21 protein-coding genes are annotated in these 20995 nt (G+C 41.5%); 3 read left to right on the forward strand and 18 right to left on the reverse strand.

Going from position 1 to position 20995, the window contains the following annotated elements:
* Positions 1–286 precede the first annotated feature (286 nt).
* The gene (locus MR181_RS04535; protein ID WP_242335432.1) at positions 287–1459 is read right to left on the reverse strand and encodes an SAM-dependent methyltransferase; all 1173 of its coding nucleotides are present in this window, start codon (positions 1457–1459) and stop codon (positions 287–289) included.
* 137 nt (positions 1460–1596) lie between these two features.
* On the opposite strand from MR181_RS04535, the gene MR181_RS04540 reads away from it, so the two are divergent.
* Together MR181_RS04540 and pyrE are read left to right on the forward strand one after the other, a co-directional pair.
* Positions 1597–2652, forward strand: a complete 1056-nt coding sequence (locus MR181_RS04540; RefSeq protein ID WP_242335433.1) for an AI-2E family transporter — start codon at positions 1597–1599, stop codon at positions 2650–2652.
* 243 nt (positions 2653–2895) lie between these two features.
* Positions 2896–3546 (forward strand): orotate phosphoribosyltransferase, encoded by a 651-nt coding sequence (gene pyrE, locus MR181_RS04545; RefSeq protein ID WP_242335435.1) that lies wholly within the window; start codon positions 2896–2898, stop codon positions 3544–3546.
* Positions 3547–3738: 192 nt separating this feature from the next.
* Here pyrE and MR181_RS04550 read toward each other — a convergent pair whose 3' ends face one another.
* The 16 genes from MR181_RS04550 to rsmG form a co-directional block, all read right to left on the reverse strand.
* A complete protein-coding gene (locus MR181_RS04550) occupies positions 3739–4098 on the reverse strand; it encodes an AzlD domain-containing protein (RefSeq protein ID WP_191911497.1) in 360 nt (119 codons plus the stop codon).
* A 15-nt stretch (positions 4099–4113) separates the two neighbouring features.
* Positions 4114–4995, reverse strand: coding sequence for an AzlC family ABC transporter permease (locus MR181_RS04555; RefSeq protein ID WP_242335437.1), 882 nt, complete (start codon positions 4993–4995; stop codon positions 4114–4116).
* 137 nt (positions 4996–5132) lie between these two features.
* Positions 5133–6275: a sensor histidine kinase gene (locus MR181_RS04560; RefSeq protein ID WP_191911499.1), complete on the reverse strand. Its 1143-nt coding sequence runs from the start codon at positions 6273–6275 to the stop codon at positions 5133–5135.
* A 33-nt stretch (positions 6276–6308) separates the two neighbouring features.
* Entirely contained in the window at positions 6309–6998 is a 690-nt protein-coding gene (gene croR, locus MR181_RS04565; RefSeq protein ID WP_098045137.1) for a response regulator transcription factor CroR, read from the reverse strand.
* A gap of 235 nt (positions 6999–7233) precedes the next feature.
* Positions 7234–8271, reverse strand: coding sequence for an LCP family protein (locus MR181_RS04570; protein WP_242335439.1), 1038 nt, complete (start codon positions 8269–8271; stop codon positions 7234–7236).
* 80 nt (positions 8272–8351) lie between these two features.
* On the reverse strand, positions 8352–8807 hold the full coding sequence (locus MR181_RS04575; protein ID WP_102168572.1) for a DUF441 domain-containing protein: 456 nt from the start codon (positions 8805–8807) through the stop codon (positions 8352–8354).
* 326 nt (positions 8808–9133) lie between these two features.
* The gene (gene guaB / locus MR181_RS04580; protein WP_191913111.1) at positions 9134–10276 is read right to left on the reverse strand and encodes an IMP dehydrogenase; all 1143 of its coding nucleotides are present in this window, start codon (positions 10274–10276) and stop codon (positions 9134–9136) included.
* A gap of 217 nt (positions 10277–10493) precedes the next feature.
* Positions 10494–11687 (reverse strand): phosphopentomutase, encoded by a 1194-nt coding sequence (locus MR181_RS04585; RefSeq protein ID WP_242335441.1) that lies wholly within the window; start codon positions 11685–11687, stop codon positions 10494–10496.
* 17 nt (positions 11688–11704) lie between these two features.
* The gene (gene deoC / locus MR181_RS04590; protein ID WP_242335443.1) at positions 11705–12376 is read right to left on the reverse strand and encodes a deoxyribose-phosphate aldolase; all 672 of its coding nucleotides are present in this window, start codon (positions 12374–12376) and stop codon (positions 11705–11707) included.
* A gap of 114 nt (positions 12377–12490) precedes the next feature.
* Positions 12491–13258: a DUF1129 domain-containing protein gene (locus tag MR181_RS04595; protein WP_242335445.1), complete on the reverse strand. Its 768-nt coding sequence runs from the start codon at positions 13256–13258 to the stop codon at positions 12491–12493.
* 360 nt (positions 13259–13618) lie between these two features.
* Positions 13619–14716 carry a redox-regulated ATPase YchF gene (gene ychF, locus MR181_RS04600; RefSeq protein WP_242335447.1) on the reverse strand — a complete coding sequence of 366 codons (1098 nt, stop codon included), beginning with the start codon at positions 14714–14716 and terminating at the stop codon, positions 13619–13621.
* A gap of 37 nt (positions 14717–14753) precedes the next feature.
* Entirely contained in the window at positions 14754–14954 is a 201-nt protein-coding gene (locus MR181_RS04605) for a DUF951 domain-containing protein (protein WP_242335449.1), read from the reverse strand.
* Positions 14955–14969: 15 nt separating this feature from the next.
* The gene (locus MR181_RS04610) at positions 14970–15857 is read right to left on the reverse strand and encodes a ParB/RepB/Spo0J family partition protein (RefSeq protein WP_242335451.1); all 888 of its coding nucleotides are present in this window, start codon (positions 15855–15857) and stop codon (positions 14970–14972) included.
* Positions 15844–16614, reverse strand: a complete 771-nt coding sequence (locus MR181_RS04615) for a ParA family protein (RefSeq protein ID WP_242335453.1) — start codon at positions 16612–16614, stop codon at positions 15844–15846. Before MR181_RS04615 ends, MR181_RS04610 begins: the two co-directional genes overlap by 14 nt.
* Before the next feature lie 11 nt (positions 16615–16625).
* Positions 16626–17600, reverse strand: coding sequence for a nucleoid occlusion protein (locus MR181_RS04620; RefSeq protein ID WP_191911508.1), 975 nt, complete (start codon positions 17598–17600; stop codon positions 16626–16628).
* A gap of 18 nt (positions 17601–17618) precedes the next feature.
* Positions 17619–18344, reverse strand: a complete 726-nt coding sequence (rsmG, locus tag MR181_RS04625; protein ID WP_242335455.1) for a 16S rRNA (guanine(527)-N(7))-methyltransferase RsmG — start codon at positions 18342–18344, stop codon at positions 17619–17621.
* A 483-nt stretch (positions 18345–18827) separates the two neighbouring features.
* On the opposite strand from rsmG, the gene MR181_RS04630 reads away from it, so the two are divergent.
* Entirely contained in the window at positions 18828–19811 is a 984-nt protein-coding gene (locus tag MR181_RS04630; protein WP_242335457.1) for an aldo/keto reductase, read from the forward strand.
* A gap of 75 nt (positions 19812–19886) precedes the next feature.
* Here MR181_RS04630 and MR181_RS04635 read toward each other — a convergent pair whose 3' ends face one another.
* Positions 19887–20918 (reverse strand): hypothetical protein, encoded by a 1032-nt coding sequence (locus tag MR181_RS04635; RefSeq protein ID WP_242335459.1) that lies wholly within the window; start codon positions 20916–20918, stop codon positions 19887–19889.
* Positions 20919–20995 lie beyond the last annotated feature (77 nt).

Consider the following 20995-nt stretch of genomic DNA (forward strand, 5'->3'; position numbering starts at 1 on the left):
AATTAAGTTGAGAGTAATAGAATTAAATCCCTTAAAATCAATAATACGCTTGACTTAACGTAGAAGATCTGCTCGCCGTGACCGCAACTTCCGCCTGGGGTTATAGACAAGATTACCAAAACGTGCTCGCCAGGAACTTGCTAGAGCTAACAACCTCTTCTACTGCTGCATAGTCTAGATCTGTTCGCCCTAACCTTCCTCGAGCTAACGACCTCCACCTCCGACGACAAGACGCCGTTCGGTGGAGAAATCGTTAGCCACCGGAAGGTTTTAACGGGCTCGCACTCTAATAAATATAATCCCTCGTCATCGGCAGGTTGTTGCCAGAAGGACCCTTGGTAATCAGATATTGAATAACATCAATATTGCCAGACTCAAAGGAAGCTGCACATGCTTGAAGGTAGAGATCCCACATTCGAGTGAAGCGATCTCCCATCATATCTTCAATCTGGGAACGGTGAGCATTAAAGTTCATGTCCCAAATTTCTAGTGTTCGTTGGTAATGACGACGAAGCATTTCAACATCCGCAATCTGCATGTTATTTTCAACAATATGGCCGATCATTTCTTCTAACCCAGGAACATAACCGCCAGGGAAAATATACTTATTGATCCAGCCATTGTAAGCACCGCCCTGTTGACGAGTAATTCCGTGAATTAGGGCGACACCATCCTGAGTAAGGTACTTGTAGATATCCTTAAAGTAAAGGCCAAGATTTTCCTTACCAACATGTTCAAACATTCCAACAGATGTAACATAGTCCCACTTACGATCTCCTAATTCACGGTAATCAACCAAAAGGACTTCTGCAACATTTTCCAGTCCCTCATCCTTAATCCGCTTTTGAACGAGGTTAAACTGTTCTTCACTCAAGGTTACCCCAGTGACCCGAAGGCCGTATTCCTTGGCTGCGGTAAGCATTAGTGTTCCCCAACCACAACCAATATCCAATAAGGTCTTCCCGGGCTTTGGATCAAGCTTCTTCAAGATATGGTGAACCTTATCAATTTGAGCCTTGGTTAAATCGTCACGGTTACCATGATCGAAGTAAGCACAGGAGTAGGTTAATGTATCATCAAGCCATAATTTATAAAAGTCGTTTCCAACATCATAGTGACTTTGAACATCACTTTCACTTTCCTTTTCAGAGTGTCCCTGCTTGGGTAAAAACCGGCGAAATTTAGAATTCCGCATAAAACTACTGGCACTTTCATATGCAGCGGTAATTAGCTTTTGAATACTGCCGTCAATTTCAATCTTGCCGTCCATGTAGGCTTCCCCAAGAGCAATGGAGGCGTTCTTCGTAACGTCACGGATCGGGAGTTTTTCCTTAAAGGTAATAGTTACTTCTGGTTCGCCATCACCATAAACCGCACTCTTACCATCCCAGTAAACAACCTTAACCGGGATATTAAACGAGTGGCTTAACAGTGACTTATAGAACGTCTTTTCTAACATTTCTACGAATCCCTCTTTCAAAAAAGTATGAGATCATTATAACACTCCATCGTAAAATACAGTGATATTATTGTTCAGCCCCTTAATTATTTGCTAAGATTAGGATAACTGAAGCATAAAGCAGAGGAGGAGATATAATGACCGATGCCTGGCACCGCTTCATTGCTAATGTCAAATTACGTCGTTTTGTAGTCTTAGCACTAATCATCTTTGTACTATGGCTTCTTCGACCAATGATGAACTTGATCCTTTTTACATTCATCCTAACATTTATTGTTATTAGTTGGGTTCGGTGGGTTCAACGTCACGTTCCTAAATTATCGACAACATTTACTGTAATTATCACGTATGTCGCATTAATCGTTGCAATCTACTTCGGTGTTACTCGCTACTTACCAGTTCTGGTTAACCAAGTTATTAAAATGGTTAATTCTGTAGTTAAATTCTATAGTTCTCGACAAGCAACTGAAATTATGCACTACGTTAACCATTACATTAGCTGGGCAACAATCATGTCACAGATGAAGCATGGTGTAACCCTCGCTGTCAGCACATTAACCAGTATTGGCTCAATGACAATCACCTTCTTAATGTCGTTTATCCTAAGTTTCTTCTATACTCTTGAGTTAAAACAGATGAACGAGTTCTCGCGAACATTCCTCAACAGTGACTTCGGGTGGTTCTTTAGCGATATTGATTATTTCGGCAAAAAGTTTGTGAATACTTTTGGAGTTGTATTAGAAGCCCAGTTTTTCATTGCCATTTGTAATACTGTCATTACATCAATTTGTCTTGTGTTCATGCACATGCCACAAATTTTTGCTTTAGCGCTAATGGTCTTTATTTTTAGCTTAGTACCAGTTGCCGGAGTAATCATTTCGTTGATCCCTCTATCAATGGTTGCCTATTCTGTTGGCGGGCTTCGAGATGTCATCTATATTCTGATTATGATTTGCGTGATCCACGCCCTAGAAGCCTATGTTCTAAATCCCAAATTCATGTCTAGCAAGACCGAATTGCCCATTTTTTACACCTTTATCGTCCTTCTAGTCGCTGAACATTTCTTCGGTACCTGGGGATTAATCGTTGGTGTCCCAATTTTTACTTTCTTGTTAGATATTCTGGGGGTTAAGTCAATCAAGAAAAAGTCGCATTTGCTTAAGGCCCATCAGCAGAAGAAAAATGAAAATTGAATTTCCCCTTGACATTTAGGAATAAGCCAACTATTATAATGACCAATGAAATACCTTTAACTTAGTCCAGAGAGGCTAGGAAGGATCTAATTGAACGTCATAAGTACTCGATCTACCTTTCTAGTCCATTGCTAGAAAGGTTTTCTTTTTATGCAATGGATAAGGCAGTACGAAACAACGTCAATTATTTCAACTAGGTATTTTGGAACAAGTCACTTTTGATTCACCTAGGAGGAAATATTCATGACATACTCACAACGTGTTGCCAAAGCACTTTTAGACATTAACGCCGTTACCCTTAGTCCAGAAAAGCCATTCACTTGGGCTAGTGGAATGAAAGCACCAATTTACACCGATAACCGGCTAACTATTTCATACCCAGATGTTCGTCAAGCAATCGTTAACGGAATGGAAGAACAAATTAAACTCCATTTTAATGATGTTGATGTCATTGCCGGAACCGCAACGGCAGGAATTCCTCACGCTACCGGAGTTGCCCAGGAAATGGGTCTGCCAATGGTTTACGTTCGTACTAAACCAAAAGACCATGGTGAAGGCAAGCAAGTTGAAGGAGTTCTTCACCAAGGCGAAAAAGTTGTCGTTATTGATGATCTAATTTCAACTGGTGGTAGTGTTTTGAATGCCGTTCATGCTGTTGAAAATGAAGGCGCAGAAGTAATTGGGGTTGTTTCCATTTTTACTTACCAACTACAAGCTGCTGAACAAAATTTCTTAGCCAATGACCTCCAATACTTCTCAGTAACTGACTACACCACTCTTATTAACCTTGCAAAGAAAACCGGCCTCATCAGCGCTGACCACTTAAAATCACTCCAACAATGGCGTGAAGATCCAATGAAGTGGAGCAACAGCCAACAATTACAAGCGATTTAATACATCACATTCTCTTGGATAAAAAAAGTGGTTGTGACATAAGTCCTATTACTTAGATAAAACACGAACAGCGCAGTACACAAATGAGCTCCAGTGTTCGGTAAGATCCGAACTCTGGAGCTCTATTTGTGCTTGCGGGGGCGTGAAGACGAAGTCATAAATGACTTCTGTCACGCTCCCTTTTTATTAAGTTTACAAAACCATGTTTAGAAGCCAGACACCAACCAATCCGGCAATAACTGAAATTGACATCGATCGAGTAAAGTAAGCAATTACCATAACAATCAATGCAGCAACGATTTGGTCTGGATGATCATAGGGGACAAAATGGTAGCCCTTAGTAGTGATAAAAATATTTTTGATTACTAGTGCCGTAAACAAACTGATCGGTACATACTTCATCCATTCATTGAACCATTCAGGAATCTTCCTTGAGGAGAAGAAGTGGATCGGAAAATACCGTGGAATAAATGCCGCAAATGCTGCAAAAATAATTACAACGATATGATAAAGAATTTGATTACTGCCAATTCGGGATATTAAAAACTCCATATTACTAGTCTCCAATTATTCATGCTGACTCGATTTAGGTGCTTGTGAATTTGTTGATTGTTCCTTTGACTGCTCCTTCTTTTTCTCAAGAACCTGCTCTTCCTCAGCTTTTTGATCCTCAACCGTAATTCGAGTAGCCCGCGGACGGAAGAGTTTGGATAAGAACCAGTTATCATCTGGTTTCTTCGAGTGCTTACGAACAGCATTTTCAATCAAGAAACCAATAAATGAAGCAATCAAAGTAGCAATTACAACACCGATAATACTATGAGTAATTACCATGAAGAAAACAGCAAGCACTGCTGAAAGTAGGCAAATAATAAGGGTTAGGTGACTTCGCATCTGCATCACAATCATGTAAATAAAGAGTGCAGTCAAGGCAAAGTCAACTACTTCAAGATTAATCGAAATCGTACTTCCGATCAGTCCTCCAACCATATTGGAAACAGACCAAGAAATTAATGAGTAGTGTTCAACCAGCAACGCATCTTTTGGTTTCCATTTTTTATCGGTTGCAAATTTTAAATAGTTAACAGCATAGTTTTCGTCGTTCATTGACACAGCAAATAGCCAAATGAAATGCTGCGATTCGGATTTGATATATTTTGAAAGACTTGAGCCGAGCAAAGCATACCGCAATTCAAGAAAGAAAAGAGTCACGAAGATCGAGGTTAATGGTGCATGAATCGTTAACAGCGATGCCAAAATAAACTGGGCACCACCGGAAAAAACCACAATCGACACGATCAGCGTCATAATAAAGTTAAAGCCCGCAGCATGCAATAAGATACCACAAGCGACCCCAATCGGGATATAGCTCAAACAGAGTGGCATTGCAATGCCTAAAACTTCTAGCCAGCGTGCTTTTTCGGGATTAATTTGTTGCGCTTTAGCCACAGAATTTCCTCCAATAAAATGTGTTTATTGACTCTACAGCGAGAGTTAATACAACCAATCTTCAGTTTAACACATTCAAAATCAACTGAATATAAAAACACCAGGATTTAATTGATAAGTCCTGATGTTTTTCCTTGTTAATCTTTTTTTTGCGGTTGTTCTTGTTTTAACGGCAAAGTAACAATGAAGCTTGTCTCATTGTCATCAGAGGTTACTTGGACGCTTCCGTGGTGTAAATCAACAATGCTCTTAACGATTGCTAACCCTAATCCGGTTCCGCCCGTCGCCCGCGATCGTGAGCCTTCCGCCCGATAAAAGCGTTCAAACAAGTGATCAATTGATTTGGCCGGGATTGGTGTTCCGTCATTGCTGACTTTAACCACAACCTGATCTCGTTCTTGACGTGCCGTTACTCTAATATAACTTGCACCATTGCCATACTTTAAGGCATTAGCTACAAGGTTACTAAAAACTCGCCCTAATTTTTCTGGATCCGCTTCGATCATCAATGGGTTAGGCTTAACCGATGACGTAATTTCAATTCCTTTATGCTGAGCTTCTAATTCAAAGCTTGCCGTCAATTGTTCCAAAAGTTGGTTAAGGTCAATTTTCATTATATTAATCGGACTACCATGTTGCTGAACCTTAGTATACTCAAAAAGGTCTTCAACCAAGTTTTTCATTTGCTTAGCTTTTTCGTAAGCAATATGAGTATATTTAAGAATATCGTCTTCACTTCGGTATTGCTTATCCTCGATTAACCCTAAATAACCAATAATACTAGTTAACGGCGTCCGGAGATCATGACTAACATTCGTAATCAGCTCGTCCTTTGACTTTTCAATTTTCCGTTCATCATCCATTGACTGAACAGCACTATCCACCAGAGCGTTAACACTGGTAATCACATGTTGTTCACTTCCCTTTAGGCGAAACGGAATTCGGTGATCTAAATGTCCTTGAGCAATGTAGTGCAATTCCCGAATAATGTGATTCATCTGGTACAAGTGATATCGTCTACGTAATCGCCACCAAACGACCCAGATATCGATCACTACTAAAATAGCAATCAAAATCCGTTGGTAGCTCCAGATCTGCGCTTGCATTGGCCCAATTCTCATTGACTGCTTAATCATAAAGATACCACTAGTAATTCCTGGGTTACTCTGGATGATATCCTGAGCAAGAATGATAATGGCCATATCCAATAAGACAAGCAGGATGACCGTAATAACCCCTTCCAGGATTAATGAACTTTTCTCCCGTCCTGTTAGCTTCAAAGTTTCTCCTCCATAACCTTAAGCATACTAATTCTAGTGGTCTTCAACCTTATAGCCAACACCCCAAACTGTTTGAATCACTTTTTCACCATTGGTTGCTTCTTCAATCTTATCTCGAAGGTGACTAACGTGAACCATAACCGTCTTGGCAGAAACAACGCTTTCTTGTTGCCATACCCGTTCAAAGATGTCATCCGCAGAAAATACGCGGTTAGGATGGCTAGCCAAAAGGTAGAGAATACCAAATTCCAATGCAGTTAGTTGAATAGTATCTCCCTTAATCGTCTTAACCTCATGAGAATCCTTGTTAATTGTTAATGGACCGACATTTAAAATATCAGGAGTATCATTAGTTACCTCACCCTGACTCCGTCGTAAAAGAGATTTTACTCGTGCCATCACTTCTAGCGGATTAAACGGCTTAGTAACATAGTCATCAGCGCCACTAATCAATCCTTGAATCTTATCCATGTCCGCTGTCTTAGCTGAAAGCACAAGAATCGGAATATCTGAATCCTTTCGTACCTGCTTAATCACCTGCATCCCATCCATTTCAGGCATCATCAAATCCAAGATAATTAAGCCAATATCAGGATTAGTATTTAGTTTTGTTAATGCTTCCTTACCGTCATAAGCGGTGACCGGCTCGTAGCCTTCATTGCGGATATATATTTCTAACAATTGAACGATTTCTTTATCATCATCGACTACTAAAATCTTCATTCTTCATCCACCCCTTGAGAACATTCTTCTTAACTAACTATTATAAGCGTTTATTAATCCTAGCGGTGGTATTTCCAGGAATAGTTTAAAGAAAATTAGAAGAAGCTAGGAAACAACCTTCTTGGGAGCCTGGCGGGCTAACCTAGAAGGCTCCGGTTGTTTACCGCGATGAGACTATTTATGTTTAAAAAACAAGTTTGGAAAGTATATTCCTTCCAAACTCTCTTAATTTTAGTTATTCCCCTTCATCAATATCCATTGGCTCTAAACCAAGACTCTTTCGTAAAGTATTCGATACCCGTTGCCGTTCATTATAGGAAACATCTTGGAATGACTGACCATCGGAATCGTCATCAGTTCCTTGAACGTGGCCCTGCTGGATATTCTTTGTTGCCTTTCGATAAGACTTAGCAAGGGTCATCATGTTCTCAAAGGTTAAGTCAGTATGAGCATTCTTTGAAACCGTCTTTAAGAATTTTTGGTTAAGAACCGTCTTATAGGATGCGGATTTCTTAAGCAATGCCATGATAACCATCTTCTGTCGTTGCTGCCGACCGTAGTCCCCTTGCGGATCGTCGTATCGCATCCGGCAAAACTTTAGCGCCTTAGTCCCGTCCATGTGCTCAGGAACGCCCTTGGTAAAGGAATATCCTTCATATGTAAAGGTAAGCGGTGAGGTAACAGTTACCCCGCCGACTTGATTAATAGCTTGCTTCATCCCTGCCATATTAACCATAGTATAGAAGTCGATTGGGATATTAAAATACTTCTGAACGGTATTAATAGTTTCCTTAGTACCACCATACGCGTAAGCCGCATTAATTTTTGCTGGCGACTCATCTTCATATCCCGGCAAGTTAACCTTCATATCCCGGGGAATACTCATTAACGTGGTCTTCTTGGTTTGCGGATTGATAGTCATTACCATAATGGTGTCAGTCCGTCCCTTATAAGTCCGTCCCAAATCGCCCGTATCTGTTCCCAATAAAAGGATTGAGACTGGTCGTTTTTGTTCGAGGACCTTTTGCGCGTTTCGCCGTTTATTTGCCCCAGCTGATGTAAACATTTGATCACTTGTTTGCTTAGCGTTATACCAAGCAAGGCCTCCAAAGATCGCAACAAGAATCACCAAGATCAAAATAATAATTCCAAAGATCTTTCTTCCCCGGTGATGTTGTGGTCCGTTACCATTACCTTGATTGTTACCACCACGAATCCGGCGCTGATACTCTGCATGAGTTAACGGAAATTCACTTTCTGATTGATTACCCATCTTTTTCTCCCCAAATTAATTACTAATTTCAAAATTTATAAATCGATTCTAACACGATCCTTAGTTACAAGCACATTTCATTAATAATGCAAATTAAATAAACTAACGATTAAGTAAGTCATCCCACTTGCAATCACGGGCCCAGCAGCAACTCCCTTAAAGAGGACTACACCAATAATTGTTCCTAATACTAGCATTACAGTAATTTGAGGAACATTTGCTAGCTGATCAATCCCATATTTTGAAAGGATCGCAACGGCAATCCCGGCGATAATTGCAATCCAACCAGGAATTGATTTAAAAGCGGCTGTCAAATCAGTAAACCCAATCTGGCCTAACGCAATCGGTACCAAAATAGCAACAGAAATTATCGTAACACCCCAATTGATTCCCTTTGAACCAACTAACGATAACCATTTGGTAGTCATTGGCGTTAATTTCATAATCATCACAACAACGGTTGCAATAATTAGTGACATGTTTCGTCCCCAATATGCAATTGCTAAAATCAGGAGTAAGAATAACCAACTTTCCATCTAATTTTCCTTCTTTCATTTGGACACAAATAATCTCCAAGTATTCGTTAGTAGCGAACATTTGGAGATTTATTACTTAATTACGTTGAATATACATAGAATTAATTCTCTTAAAATCAATAATACACTTGACTTAACGTAGGAAAATATGCTTATCAGAAAATTGCTAGAGCTAACAAACTCCGCCTAGATGACATTCTACTACAACAAAGTCAAAACGTGTTCGCAGGGAAGGCCCCTATAGACAACAAACTCCCTCCCAGATGCTTCCAGCATCCAGTCGGGATAAATTGTTGTCTTACGAGCCTTCTATACCTGCTCACACTCTATTTGTAATTTGGCGCTGCCTTAGTGATTTGAACATCGTGAGGGTGAGATTCACGAAGGCCGGCGTTAGTAATTTGAACAAATTGAGCATTTTCAATCATCGTTGGAATATCTGGAGCACCAACATAACCCATTCCTGAACGAAGACCACCGTCAATTTGGAAAAGAACATCAGCCACGTCACCCTTGTAAGGAACACGAGCTTCAATCCCTTCTGGAACTAACTTGTTAGCTTCGTTAACGCCACCTTGGAAGTAACGATCTGATGAACCATGAGCTTGGGCCATTGCACCAACAGAACCCATCCCACGGTAAGCCTTGTACTTCTTGCCGTTATCTTCATAAATGTCACCAGGAGCTTCAGTAGTACCAGATAACATTCCACCAAGCATTACGGCATTTCCACCAGCAGCTAAGGCTTTAACAACATCACCAGAGTACTTGATCCCACCATCAGCAATAATTGGCTTACCGTATTCACGAGCAACTTGGGCAGCATCGTAAATTGCGGTGATTTGTGGGACACCAACACCAGCAACAACCCGAGTAGTACAAATTGAACCAGGTCCAATACCAACCTTAACAACATCAACCCCGGCATCATAAAGGGCCTTGGTAGCTGATCCGGTAGCAACATTCCCGGCAATCAATGTAACATCTGGGAAGTGATCACGAATTTCCTTAATCTTCCGTAATACACCAGCAGAGTGACCATGGGCAGTATCAATAACGATTGCGTCTGCACCGGCATCCAATAATGCTTGTGCCCGTTCAAACGTATCACTAGTCACACCAACTGCGGCAGCACAAAGTAACCGGTGTTGATCGTCAACTGCAGCCTTGGTTGCACTAGCTGGAACAACCACACTCTTAACGTTGGCTACTTCGCCTGCTTGAGCTTGGATGGACATGTTCTTGTGAACAACCCCAAGTCCACCTTGTAACGCCATCGCAATCGCCATTGCTCCTTCAGTAACGGTATCCATTCCGGCACTAATAATCGGAATGTTCAACTTAATGTTGTCTGCTAACTTCGTACTAAGGTCAACCTCATTTGGTAAAACGTGACTTTCTGCAGGAATCAGAAGGACATCATCAAACGTTAAACCCTTCTTGACAAACTTAGTATCCCAATTTGACATGTGACTAGACACTCCTTTTTTGAATTTTGATTAGGTATACTTTACTAGTAATTTTTCTAAAAATCAATAAAATCGGTAAATTATTTCTTAAACCAGCGAATAATGTTCGCTATTCATGGAATAATTACGAATTATTTACCTAAATCAACCGGTTTTTAAAATTAAAGTTCGGTTATTAAGTGGTTACACATTAGTTCTCACTTTGGAAATCCGCCTTTTATTCATTTCGAATTTCATGATAGAAACTCGTCCCGTTTTCCCCTTGAATATTAAAGTTATCCAGAATTGTGGCACCAAGATCAGCAAAGGTCTTTCGAACTCCTAATGACTGATTTTTCTCCTTCATCGTTGGTGAATAGACAAGGAGGGGAACATTTTCCCGAGTATGATCGGTTCCCCGGAATCTCGGATCATTCCCGTGATCAGCCGTAATGATCAATAAGTCATTCGGCCGCATTTCATCAAGAACATGACCAAGCCGTTGATCAAATTCCATTAGTGCCTGACCAAAGCCTTGAGGATTTCTTCGGTGACCATATTTTGCATCAAAGTCAACTAGGTTAGTAAAACAGAAGCCAGTGAAGTCTTCTTGCATTACCTCATCTAAGTGATCCATCCCATCCGCATTGCTTTCATTATGGAATCCCCGATCAATCCCTTTGCCGGAGAAAATATCATTGATCTTACCAATCCCAATCACATCGTAACCGGCCTCCTGTAGCCGCTCCAAATCAGTTTTCCCCGTTGGCGCTAAGCTAAAATCATGCCGGTTAGCAGTCCGGACAAAGTGATCGCGATCTGGTCCAACATAAGGCCGTGCAATTACTCGACCGACCGTATATTCTGGCCCATTTAATAGCGTTCTTGCATATTGGCAAATCTTATAAAGTTCGTTAATCGGGATCACCTTTTCATGAGCAGCAATCTGCATTACCGAATCTCCCGAAGTATAAATGATTAATTCTCCGGTTTTCATTTGGCATTCACCATAATCGTGAATTACTTGGGTTCCAGAATATGGTTGATTAACAATTACTTTTCTCCCAGAAAATTTTTCAATTTGCTTAATCAGTTCTTGAGGGAAGCCATTAGGAAAGGTGTTAAGTGGTTTAGGTAGTGGCAACCCCATCATTTCCCAGTGACCATTCATACTATCCTTTCCAGCTGACACTTCTGCCATCCGTCCATAGTCGCCAATTGCTGGAGTAGCAACGGAGACTCCCTTAATTGGTATCTCCCGAAGATTACTCAAGCCCATTTGACCTAAATTTGGTAGTTGGAGTTTGTCCTGATAATGTTCACCAACATGACCAAGGGTATCAGCACCAACATCATCAAATCTAGCTGCGTCCTCTGCCTGTCCAGTCCCCACTGAATCAAGGACGATTACAAACACTCGTTGATATGCCATTATTACACTCTTTCTTATTATTCTGATGCTTCATTAAGGAGCTTAACTGATGCAGAAACTCCCAGGCGGTCTGCACCGGCATCGATCATCGTCATTGCTTCATCATAGCTATGGATCCCACCAGCGGCCTTAATCTTAATCGCATCACCAACTGTTTGGCGCATCAATTCAACATCTGCCACTTGGGCACCAGAGGTTGAGAAGCCCGTAGAAGTTTTTACAAAGTCAGCTTGACCAGCAACTGTTAACTGACATGCGCGAACCTTTTCTTCGTCAGTTAGTAGGGCTGTTTCAATAATTACTTTCAAAATCCGGTGCTCACAATGGACTTCATCCGCAACAGCCTTAATATCAGCTACCACAGCATCATCGTGTTTGGCTTTCAGTTCACCAATATTAATCACCATATCTAATTCGTCTGCACCATCTTTAATTGCCTGACGACTTTCAAAAACTTTACTGGCTGTCGAAGTAGCACCAAGCGGAAACCCAATCACTGTGCAGGTATTGATTTCCGTTTCAGATAGTTTCTGGTGAACATGCTTTACCCAGTACGGATTAATACAAACAGAAGCTGTCTGGTACTTAATTGCTTCAGCTACAGTTTGATCAATCATTGATGCAGTTGCTTCAGGTTTAAGCATTGTGTGGTCCAAATATTTTGCTAATTGACGTCGCTTTAGTTTCATCATTTTCCACCTCAGTCTAATTTATGTATCCGCTTACATAATATCAAACAAAAAAGCGAGCGTCCATTGCTCAGTATTGTCAGTATGCAACGAAAGCTCGCTAATATTATTTGACTATTTTCTTCTGTTCCCATAGAAGGAACCAGTAATGTGGTATTTACGACGGAAGACAAGATCGCCCGCAAAGGCAATTACCCCAAGGATAATGTATGCCCAAGCATTTAATCGAGGGTTAATTGCATTAGGTAATAGACTGGAAGCCATGTAAACGGCCAACCAAACAACCAATCCGAAAGCAATGGTTAAGATCCGGAACCAAAGTGGTTTTGCTTGAACCCACTTGCCGTTCTTCTTTACTGGTTGCAGTTGTGAAGCAACATACCCAAACAGAAGTCCACCAGAAACTGCTACCAAAATAATGGCAAGTAAACCACTGCTACCATAATGAGTCATCTTCATTGCTGCTGGTGAGATCCAGAACATTAACCCGAACATAAAGGTAAAGATACTGAAGAAGATCAACATATTATCAATAGCCAGTAACTTAATCGACTGCTTAGTCATATGGTTAGGCTGATTATTTTTCTTGGGATCCTTTAATTCTTTAACATACTCAGTCGGTGTACCGAAAAGTGCTTTAGCAGTTTTACCGGTCTTTTGCCCTTCTTTAAGTTGAGTAATAGTATCCTGAATAATTTCAGGACGCTTCTCCTTAGCAACTCCTTGACGTTCAAGCTGCTTATTTAGCTGAAAAACGAACTCTTCATTCTTTTTTGTTAAGTTATGCTTACTAATTGCATTTCCCGCTTCTCGCCGGTCTTCTTTTAAATGTTCTTTTTGTCGTTGACCGGCTTGAGCGTTTCGTGGTTGATTTTCGCTCACAATGAGACTCCTCTCTTTATCTCTTAGTATGGGGTTGGTTGGTTGAAATGTGCTTCGTCGTGACCGCAACTTCCGCCTAGCTAACTTCTAGGCAACTAAGTCGAGATCTGCGCAGTAGCTGATTGACTTCTTTCATCAACGAGTTGATAGCAAGAAGCCTAATCAGTCTTGCGAGGGTTCACAAACGAATACAAGTTTTCTGGTTCACTCCTTCGCCAGGGCCTTGCTAGAGTTCTAGGCTACATAGTCGAAATGTGCTCGCCCTAACCTTCCTCGAGCTAACGACCTCCACCTCCGACGGCAAAACGCCGTTCGGTGGAGAAATCGTTAGCCACCGGAAGGTTTTAACGGGCTCGCACTCTAGACGTTGAACCTAAACTCCACAATGTCGCCGTCTTGCATGACGTAATCTTTTCCTTCAAGGCGGAGTTTACCAGCTTCCTTGACAGCAGCTTCAGATCCAAGTTTGTCGAGATCGTCAAAGCTCATAACTTCGGCACGGATAAAGCCCCGTTCGAAGTCGGAATGGATGATTCCGGCTGCTTGTGGTGCCTTGGTGCCCTTCTTGAAAGTCCAGGCACGGGTTTCGGGACCACCAGCGGTAAAGAAGGTTTCAAGACCAAGAAGCTTGTAGGCAGCTCGGATTAACCGGTTTAATCCAGGTTCCTTAACACCTTCCATTTCAAGGAAATCAGCCTTGTCCGCTTCATCCATTTCAGCAATTTGTTCTTCGGCAGCAGCGGCAACTCCAATTACTTCACCATCACCCTTAACATGTTCTTTAATTTGATCCATGTACTTGTTAGCATCTGGATCTGCCATGTCATCCTCAGAGATGTTAGCAACATAAAGAACTGGCTTACTGGTTAACAAGAAGAGACCCTTAACAATCTTCTTTTCATCATCACTAAAGTCAATTGACCGAACGCTCTTCCCGTCTTCAAGAACTGGTTTGATCTTGTTAAGAACATCCAATTCTGCTAGGGCATCCTTGTCACGACCCTTAGCAGCCCGTTGAACCTTAGAAAGACGCTTGTTAACGGCATCCAAGTCAGCCATTACCAATTCCAGGTTGATGGTATCAATATCATCGATCGGGTCAACCTTCCCGGTAACACTAGTAATATCATTATCATCAAAGGCCCGAACAACATGAACAATCGCATCGGTTTGCCGAATGTTTTCCAAGAACTTGTTACCAAGACCTTCACCCTTGCTGGCACCCTTAACAATCCCGGCAATATCAGTAAATTCAAACGTTGTTGGAACGATCTTCTTGGCTGGAATAATTTCATCAATTCGTTTAAGACGGCTATCGGGAACCTCAACCATCCCCACATTTGGATCAATCGTGGCAAATGGGTAATTAGCCATTTCAGCTCCTGCTTTAGTAATCGCGTTGAATAGGGTTGACTTACCAACGTTTGGTAATCCAACAATCCCTGCAGTTAATGACATAAGTTGTTCACTTTCCTTTTCAATTTAATTTTTATTTCTAATCTTTAGACTCAGCGGCTTTTTCCAGAACCTTCTTAAAGCCCTTATCAAACTTTTGCCGCGTCATCATCACAATGTGGCCGCAACCGGTGCACTGAATTTTAATATCCGCACCGACACGTGTGATTAACCACCGATTGGTACCACACGGATGTTGCTTCTTCATCATTACAATATCGCCCTTATCATATGCTGCCATCAGTGATTATCCTCCTTAATCTAACGAAATATTTAATACTTCTAAAATCCGGTTAAAGTCATCGGCAGAAGTGTACGGAATTTCAATTTTCCCAGCATTTTTCTTCCGACTCGGCGCCACCGCAACCTTTGTTCCAAACTTACTTTGTAATTGGGATTCTGCTTCACGAACATAGGCTGGTTTTCGTTGGCGACGCTTTGCCCGTTTCTTTTCAGCTGTCCCGTTCATTTGGGCAACTAATTCTTCAAGTTGACGGACAGTTAAATTCTTTTCAACTGCCTGCTTAGCAAGTTTAACCAATTGCTTGCGATCTTTCAAACCTAATAACGTTCGTGCTTGACCCATTGATAACTTCCCGGCAGAAACCAGTTCCTTAATCTCACTTGGTAAGCCTAGCAATCGCAGGTAGTTAGCAATATATGGACGGCTCTTCCCTAATCGTTCCGCAACCTGAGCTTGAGTAAGGGACAGCTTATCCATTAATGTCTGGTAAGCTTGGGCCTCTTCCAGCGGCGTTAAGTCTTCCCGCTGCAGGTTTTCCAAAACAGCAACTTCCATCATCTTTTCATCACTCATGGTTCGAATGATGGCCGGAATCGTTGTTTGTTTAGCAAGCTTAGATGCTCGGAAGCGCCGTTCACCAGCAATTAATTCATACCGTTTTAACTTTGGATCTGGCTGACGAAGAATAATCGGCTGAAATACTCCTGATTCTTGAATTGAGGATGCCAACTCCCGGAGCGCCTTTTGATCAAACGTCCGTCGTGGCTGATATGGGTTAGGGCGAATCAGCGATAGTTTAACATCTTGAACCGTTTCGTTGTCGTTAATCTCATTAAAGTCATTTTCTTCGAAGAGCGCTTCAATCCCGCGTCCTAGTCCACTTTGTTTATTTTTCGCCATGACGAGCTAACACTTCCTTTGCTAATTGTTGATAAACTTTCGCCCCCGTTGACCGTTTATCATAATCAACGATCGCTTGTCCATGACTTGGTGCTTCGGATAAACGAACATTTCGTGGAATAATCGTTTCATAGACCTGGTCACCAAAGTACTTTTTGACCTCCGCATTAACCTGCTGACCCAAGTTTGTCCGCTTATCGTACATCGTCAGTAATACTCCTTCAATCTTCAAGGCAGAATTGAAGTGTTTGCGGACCAGCTTAATGGTATTTAATAACTGACTTAACCCTTCAAGGGCATAGTATTCACTTTGAACCGGAATCAGGATCGAATCACAAGCGGTAAAGGCATTAATCGTCAACAGGCCAAGAGAAGGCGGGCAGTCAATCAGAATATAGTCATATTCATCTTTAACATCACCGAAAGCATCCTTCAGCCGAGTTTCCCGAGCCATCAGGTTAGTTAATTCAACTTCCGCACCAGAAAGAGCAATTGTCGTCGGAACGATATCTAGGCCCTGATGACTTGAGTGCAAGATCACGTTTTTTAAATCAACATCATTGATTAGAACATCATAAACACTCTCATTGATATCTTTCTTATCAATCCCCAAGCCACTTGTGGCGTTTCCCTGAGGATCAAGATCAATCAGGAGGACTTTTTTGCCAGCATCTGCTAAACAAGCTCCTAGGTTAACGCTTGTTGTTGTCTTACCGACGCCGCCTTTTTGGTTTGCTAATGCAATAACATACCCCATTTTTCTGCCTCCTACTGCTTCTTCGGAATTTCAATAACTAATTGGTAAGTATCATCATCATCTTTTTCATGAGTTGTAATGGTAAAGCCATTATCAGTAGCTAGCTTAATAGACTTCTTAATGGTGTTTAAGGCTAACCGGGCATCACTAGCCATAGCTGACTGTTTTCCTGCAACACCCTTCTTTTTACGCTTACTAGTCTTCTTTTTCTTTGGAGTCGCCTTCTTTGGACTTTCAACTACTTCTTCATTAACTGGTTCCGTAGTTGGCACCCCTTCAAGATCAGCTAATTCTTGCCGTTTCTTCTCGGCCCGTTGCTTAGCTAGTTCTGACGGTAATGGTCGCCCAAGAGTCCGAGCAACTTCATCTTCAGTCTGGCGAACTGTCAGCCGTTCATTAACGACTCGCATTAACATTTCTCGTTGTTGTTTTTCATCCAGATCCAGCATTGCCCGACCATGCCGTTCAGAAATCCGGTGATCGAGAATTGCTGTTTGGACCGGTTTAATCAGCTTCAGTAAACGGAGCTTGTTAGCAACAAAGGACTGACTCTTCCCCATCCCCTTTGCTAACGCTGCTTGTGTCAGGTGGTTCAAGTCCATTAGTCGACGGTAAGCCTGCGCCTCTTCAACGGAACTTAATTGTGATCGTTGCAGATTTTCAATCAATGCTAATGAGGCAGTCTCTTTATCGCTCATCTTTTCAACAATTGCTGGAACGGTATCCCAGTTTAATAATTTCACTGCACGATACCGCCGTTCACCGGCAATAATTTCATATTTTGCTGACTCATATTCACGAACAACGATTGGTTGTAGCAACCCGTGTTCATCAATTGTTTGCGCTAATTCACGGATTGCATCTTGATCAAAGACTTTCCGTGGCTGATACCGGTTTGGGATGATTTGATCAACCTTAATCTCAACAACCTTATTCTTTGTATCGCCAGAGTGATCCTTACCGATACCGAATAATGAAAACGCCATATTCTCTCTCCCTCACTTTTATTGAATTGGTTTCTTACTTGGCAATCCAGGACGTCGTGGAAACTTCTTGGGAGTAGCTGCAACCTTATCAATAACAACAATATTCCGTTCTTCATCAGTTTCCGGCAATTCCAATTTAACCGTCTTTCGAATTTGCCCGCCAAGCTTCTTGATTGCTGTTCCGCCTTGTTGAATTTCTTCTGGAGCGGCACTTGCTTTGTAGGCAATAAATTCACCACCAACTTTTACTGCTGGCAAACATAATTCACTCAGAACCGCTAACCGCGCAACCGCCCGTGCCGTGACAATGTCGTATTGTTCACGATGATCGCTTCTTTTATCACTAAAAGTTTCAGCGCGATCGTGAACAAGGGTGACATTAGATAACCCTAGTTGAGCTACTAATTCTTGTAAAAAGATAATCCGCTTATTTAGTGAATCCACTATCGTAACCTTTAGCTGTGGAAAAGCAATCTTTAATGGAATCGATGGGAAGCCAGCACCAGCACCAATGTCACAAAGCGTTAATTCATCAGTCATTAACTTTGGCTCTGCAAATGCTCCGCTGATAGAATCAAAAAAGTGCTTAAGGTAGACTTCCTTCTTCTCAGTAATTCGTGTTAAGTTAACATGCTCGTTAGTTGCGACTAGTAAGTCGTAATACTCAGCAAACTGCTTCATTTGCGCGCTACTAAGGTTAATTCCCTGTTCCGCAAGCGCCTGCTGAAATTGTTCTGGATTCATTTTAACTTCTCCTTTCGTGAAACAATATTGTTTCACGTCTTTTACTACTGTAACTTAATTACTAGGTTTTTTCAAGGGGGAAAATAGATAGAATGCGAGCCAGCAAAGGACTTGCGGAAAGCTAACAATTTCTCCCGACAACGGCGTCTTGCGCCTAGGAGGGAGGTTGTTAGCTCTAGCAAGTTCCTGGCGAACAGATCTTGACTCTGTGACAGTAGAACTTTATCTCGAGAAAGCTTAGGCTGAACACGTTTAGACTCAACTGCAGTAGTTCCTCGTTCACCACATCCATCAACTCTACCCAAAGAAAAAAGGCCAACATTTTACTGCCAGCCTTTCGCCCCTGCCAAGGATCACCATTCTATAATTTTTCTTAAACTGACGCAATTGCCCCACTCTCTAGTCGCCTTTCTACATAATTCACGATATAATAATTATAGTTGTATGTATTCGCTTCCAAGTAAATTGAAAGGGGCTTATATAATGGTAGAATCTGTTAAAATTGGTCATTCTGATGTTGTCGCAAACCCTCTTGGCCTAGGTACTAACGCGGTTGGTGGGTATAACCTTTTCCCCGATCTCAAAGATGAAGATGGGATCAAATTGGTTAAGGCTGCTCTTGATAACGGGATCAACCTCTTAGATACGGCCTATGTTTATGGTCTTGGTCACTCAGAAGAATTAGTTGGTCAAGCAATTAAAGGCTACGATCGTCATAAAATTGTCATTGCCACTAAGGGCGCCCATGATTTTTCTACTGGGGAAGAAGTGATCAATAACGATCCAAAATTTTTAACCGACCAAGTAAACAAGAGTCTTAAAAGATTAGGAACGGATTACATTGATATTTACTACATTCACTTCCCTGATCATGACACGCCAAAAGCTGAAGCCGTTGGTGCCCTGCAAAAGCTGCGAGAAGAAGGAAAAATTCGAGCGATTGGTATTTCTAACTTTAGCCTAGACCAGATCAAGGAAGCTAACGCGGATGGTTACGTTGATGTCGTTGAAGACGAATTTAGCCTCCTTCACCAAGATCATCTGACAGAAGGGATGCTCGATTACCTGCATGATAATCAAATCAGCTTTGTTCCGTACTTCCCATTAGCTTCAGGATTATTAACGGGTAAATATGTTAAGGATGTTAGTTTCCCTGAAGATGATATTCGGAGTCAAATCGCTGACTTTAAAGAACCACGATACAGCAGCATTCTTGATGCCGTTGATAAAGTTCGTGACATTGCGGATGCTCATCACGCTACCGTTGCTCAGACCATTTTAGCTTGGTACTTAAAGAATACGCTCATCTCTGTTGTGATTCCTGGCGCCAAGAAGGCCAAGCAAGTTATCGCTAACGCTAAGGCAATGGACATTACCTTAACGGATGATGAGTACCAGACCATTGAATTAGCTTTCAACCACTTTAAGAATACCAAGAGCGGTAAATCACTAAAGGATCCAGACTAATAAATAATTGGTAATAGTTAGAGGTCGAGAAAAGACAAAACGTTTTTCTCGACCTCTATTCTGTTTACTGACTTATTATTCTTCTTTTTGACCAAATCCCAGCATCGCTAAAAAGCTCTTACCAAGGACGCCTGATTGCTTTTTCGGTTGATGGTTATTGGTTCGACGACTAGCACTCCGCGAATGGCTTGCCGTGGTTTGCTTCCGCGATGAAGGATGCATTTCAGCCCGTGATGGCTGCTGTTCTTTTTTTCTTTGTACCTGGGGACCGTTCCATTCAACCTTAGGCTGTTTTGCGTTATTTTGCTCTTCTTCGGAAGTTGCAAAGATTGGCTTCACCTTTTCACCATCAATCTTTGGTGGACGTGGTGGTTTTGGCCGAGCAACCTGACTTTCTTGCGATTGTGCTACCGTAGATTCGTTTGTCTCAATACTTTCTTGCTCGTTTTGCGTTTCACTTACCGAGCTTCGGTATGCTTCACGGGTTAGCGATTGCTCAACATTCGTTGTTTCAATTTTGTGATTGTTAGATGCCAGTGAAAGTGAGTTAGCATCTAACTCCTGTTGAAGCTTAGACAATTCTTGATTCAATGCCATCAAAGAATCAAGAGGACTTTCCGTGTTTTCAGAATTCATTTCTGAACTTTGAACTTCTTCCTCTTCTAAACTTTCTGATGTTTGAGAACTAGCTGACGAAAAATCCTGAGCTAATGTTAAGGACTGCTTCAAATCATCACGGGTTAATGTAATTGCTTGTGACCCCAAATCAGCAGCAGATGAATCTGGCACCTTACTTTGAACCGTAATTTGTGGTGCTGATTCAGCATTCGTTAATGAATTACTTGCTATTGATACTGAATCATCCTCATTTTCTTGTTCAGTATCAGTATGGATGTCAAATACCGGTTGCTTGCTAACAAGCGCTTGCTTACCGGATGTTTCTAGATTTTCTTCATCTGTTCCTACTTGATCAGTTTGACCACTTTTGAACGAAAAAACGAGGCGCTTTGCTGAAGAACCCTCCTCAGTATTAGCTGTTTTTTTGACATTATTAATATCAAACGAAATCTTTGCTTTGGCATTGCTTCCTGAATCGTTATTGCTCACAGTGATTAACCTCCCCATAAACTTCCAATATATTTTATCACTCTTTACAGGCTTAAAAGGAATCTCCAGAAAATTCT

This window comes from Limosilactobacillus urinaemulieris (assembly GCF_932750685.1).
Lineage (GTDB): Bacteria > Bacillota > Bacilli > Lactobacillales > Lactobacillaceae > Limosilactobacillus > Limosilactobacillus urinaemulieris.

Bases quoted from the DNA above. Each gene is read 5' to 3' on its own strand.
- MR181_RS04575 (WP_102168572.1), bottom strand. From the start codon at position 8,807: ATGGAAAGTTGGTTATTCTTACTCCTGATTTTAGCAATTGCATATTGG.
- pyrE (WP_242335435.1), top strand. From the start codon at position 2,896: ATGACATACTCACAACGTGTTGCCAAAGCACTTTTAGACATTAACGCC.
- MR181_RS04550 (WP_191911497.1), bottom strand. From the start codon at position 4,098: ATGGAGTTTTTAATATCCCGAATTGGCAGTAATCAAATTCTTTATCAT.
- ychF (WP_242335447.1), bottom strand. From the start codon at position 14,716: ATGTCATTAACTGCAGGGATTGTTGGATTACCAAACGTTGGTAAGTCA.
- guaB (WP_191913111.1), bottom strand. From the start codon at position 10,276: ATGTCAAATTGGGATACTAAGTTTGTCAAGAAGGGTTTAACGTTTGAT.
- MR181_RS04610 (WP_242335451.1), bottom strand. From the start codon at position 15,857: ATGGCGAAAAATAAACAAAGTGGACTAGGACGCGGGATTGAAGCGCTC.
- MR181_RS04585 (WP_242335441.1), bottom strand. From the start codon at position 11,687: ATGGCATATCAACGAGTGTTTGTAATCGTCCTTGATTCAGTGGGGACT.
- MR181_RS04605 (WP_242335449.1), bottom strand. From the start codon at position 14,954: ATGGCAGCATATGATAAGGGCGATATTGTAATGATGAAGAAGCAACAT.
- MR181_RS04620 (WP_191911508.1), bottom strand. From the start codon at position 17,600: ATGGCGTTTTCATTATTCGGTATCGGTAAGGATCACTCTGGCGATACA.
- MR181_RS04630 (WP_242335457.1), top strand. From the start codon at position 18,828: ATGGTAGAATCTGTTAAAATTGGTCATTCTGATGTTGTCGCAAACCCT.
- rsmG (WP_242335455.1), bottom strand. From the start codon at position 18,344: ATGAATCCAGAACAATTTCAGCAGGCGCTTGCGGAACAGGGAATTAAC.
- MR181_RS04535 (WP_242335432.1), bottom strand. From the start codon at position 1,459: ATGTTAGAAAAGACGTTCTATAAGTCACTGTTAAGCCACTCGTTTAAT.
- MR181_RS04570 (WP_242335439.1), bottom strand. From the start codon at position 8,271: ATGGGTAATCAATCAGAAAGTGAATTTCCGTTAACTCATGCAGAGTAT.
- croR (WP_098045137.1), bottom strand. From the start codon at position 6,998: ATGAAGATTTTAGTAGTCGATGATGATAAAGAAATCGTTCAATTGTTA.
- MR181_RS04615 (WP_242335453.1), bottom strand. From the start codon at position 16,614: ATGGGGTATGTTATTGCATTAGCAAACCAAAAAGGCGGCGTCGGTAAG.
- deoC (WP_242335443.1), bottom strand. From the start codon at position 12,376: ATGAAACTAAAGCGACGTCAATTAGCAAAATATTTGGACCACACAATG.
- MR181_RS04540 (WP_242335433.1), top strand. From the start codon at position 1,597: ATGACCGATGCCTGGCACCGCTTCATTGCTAATGTCAAATTACGTCGT.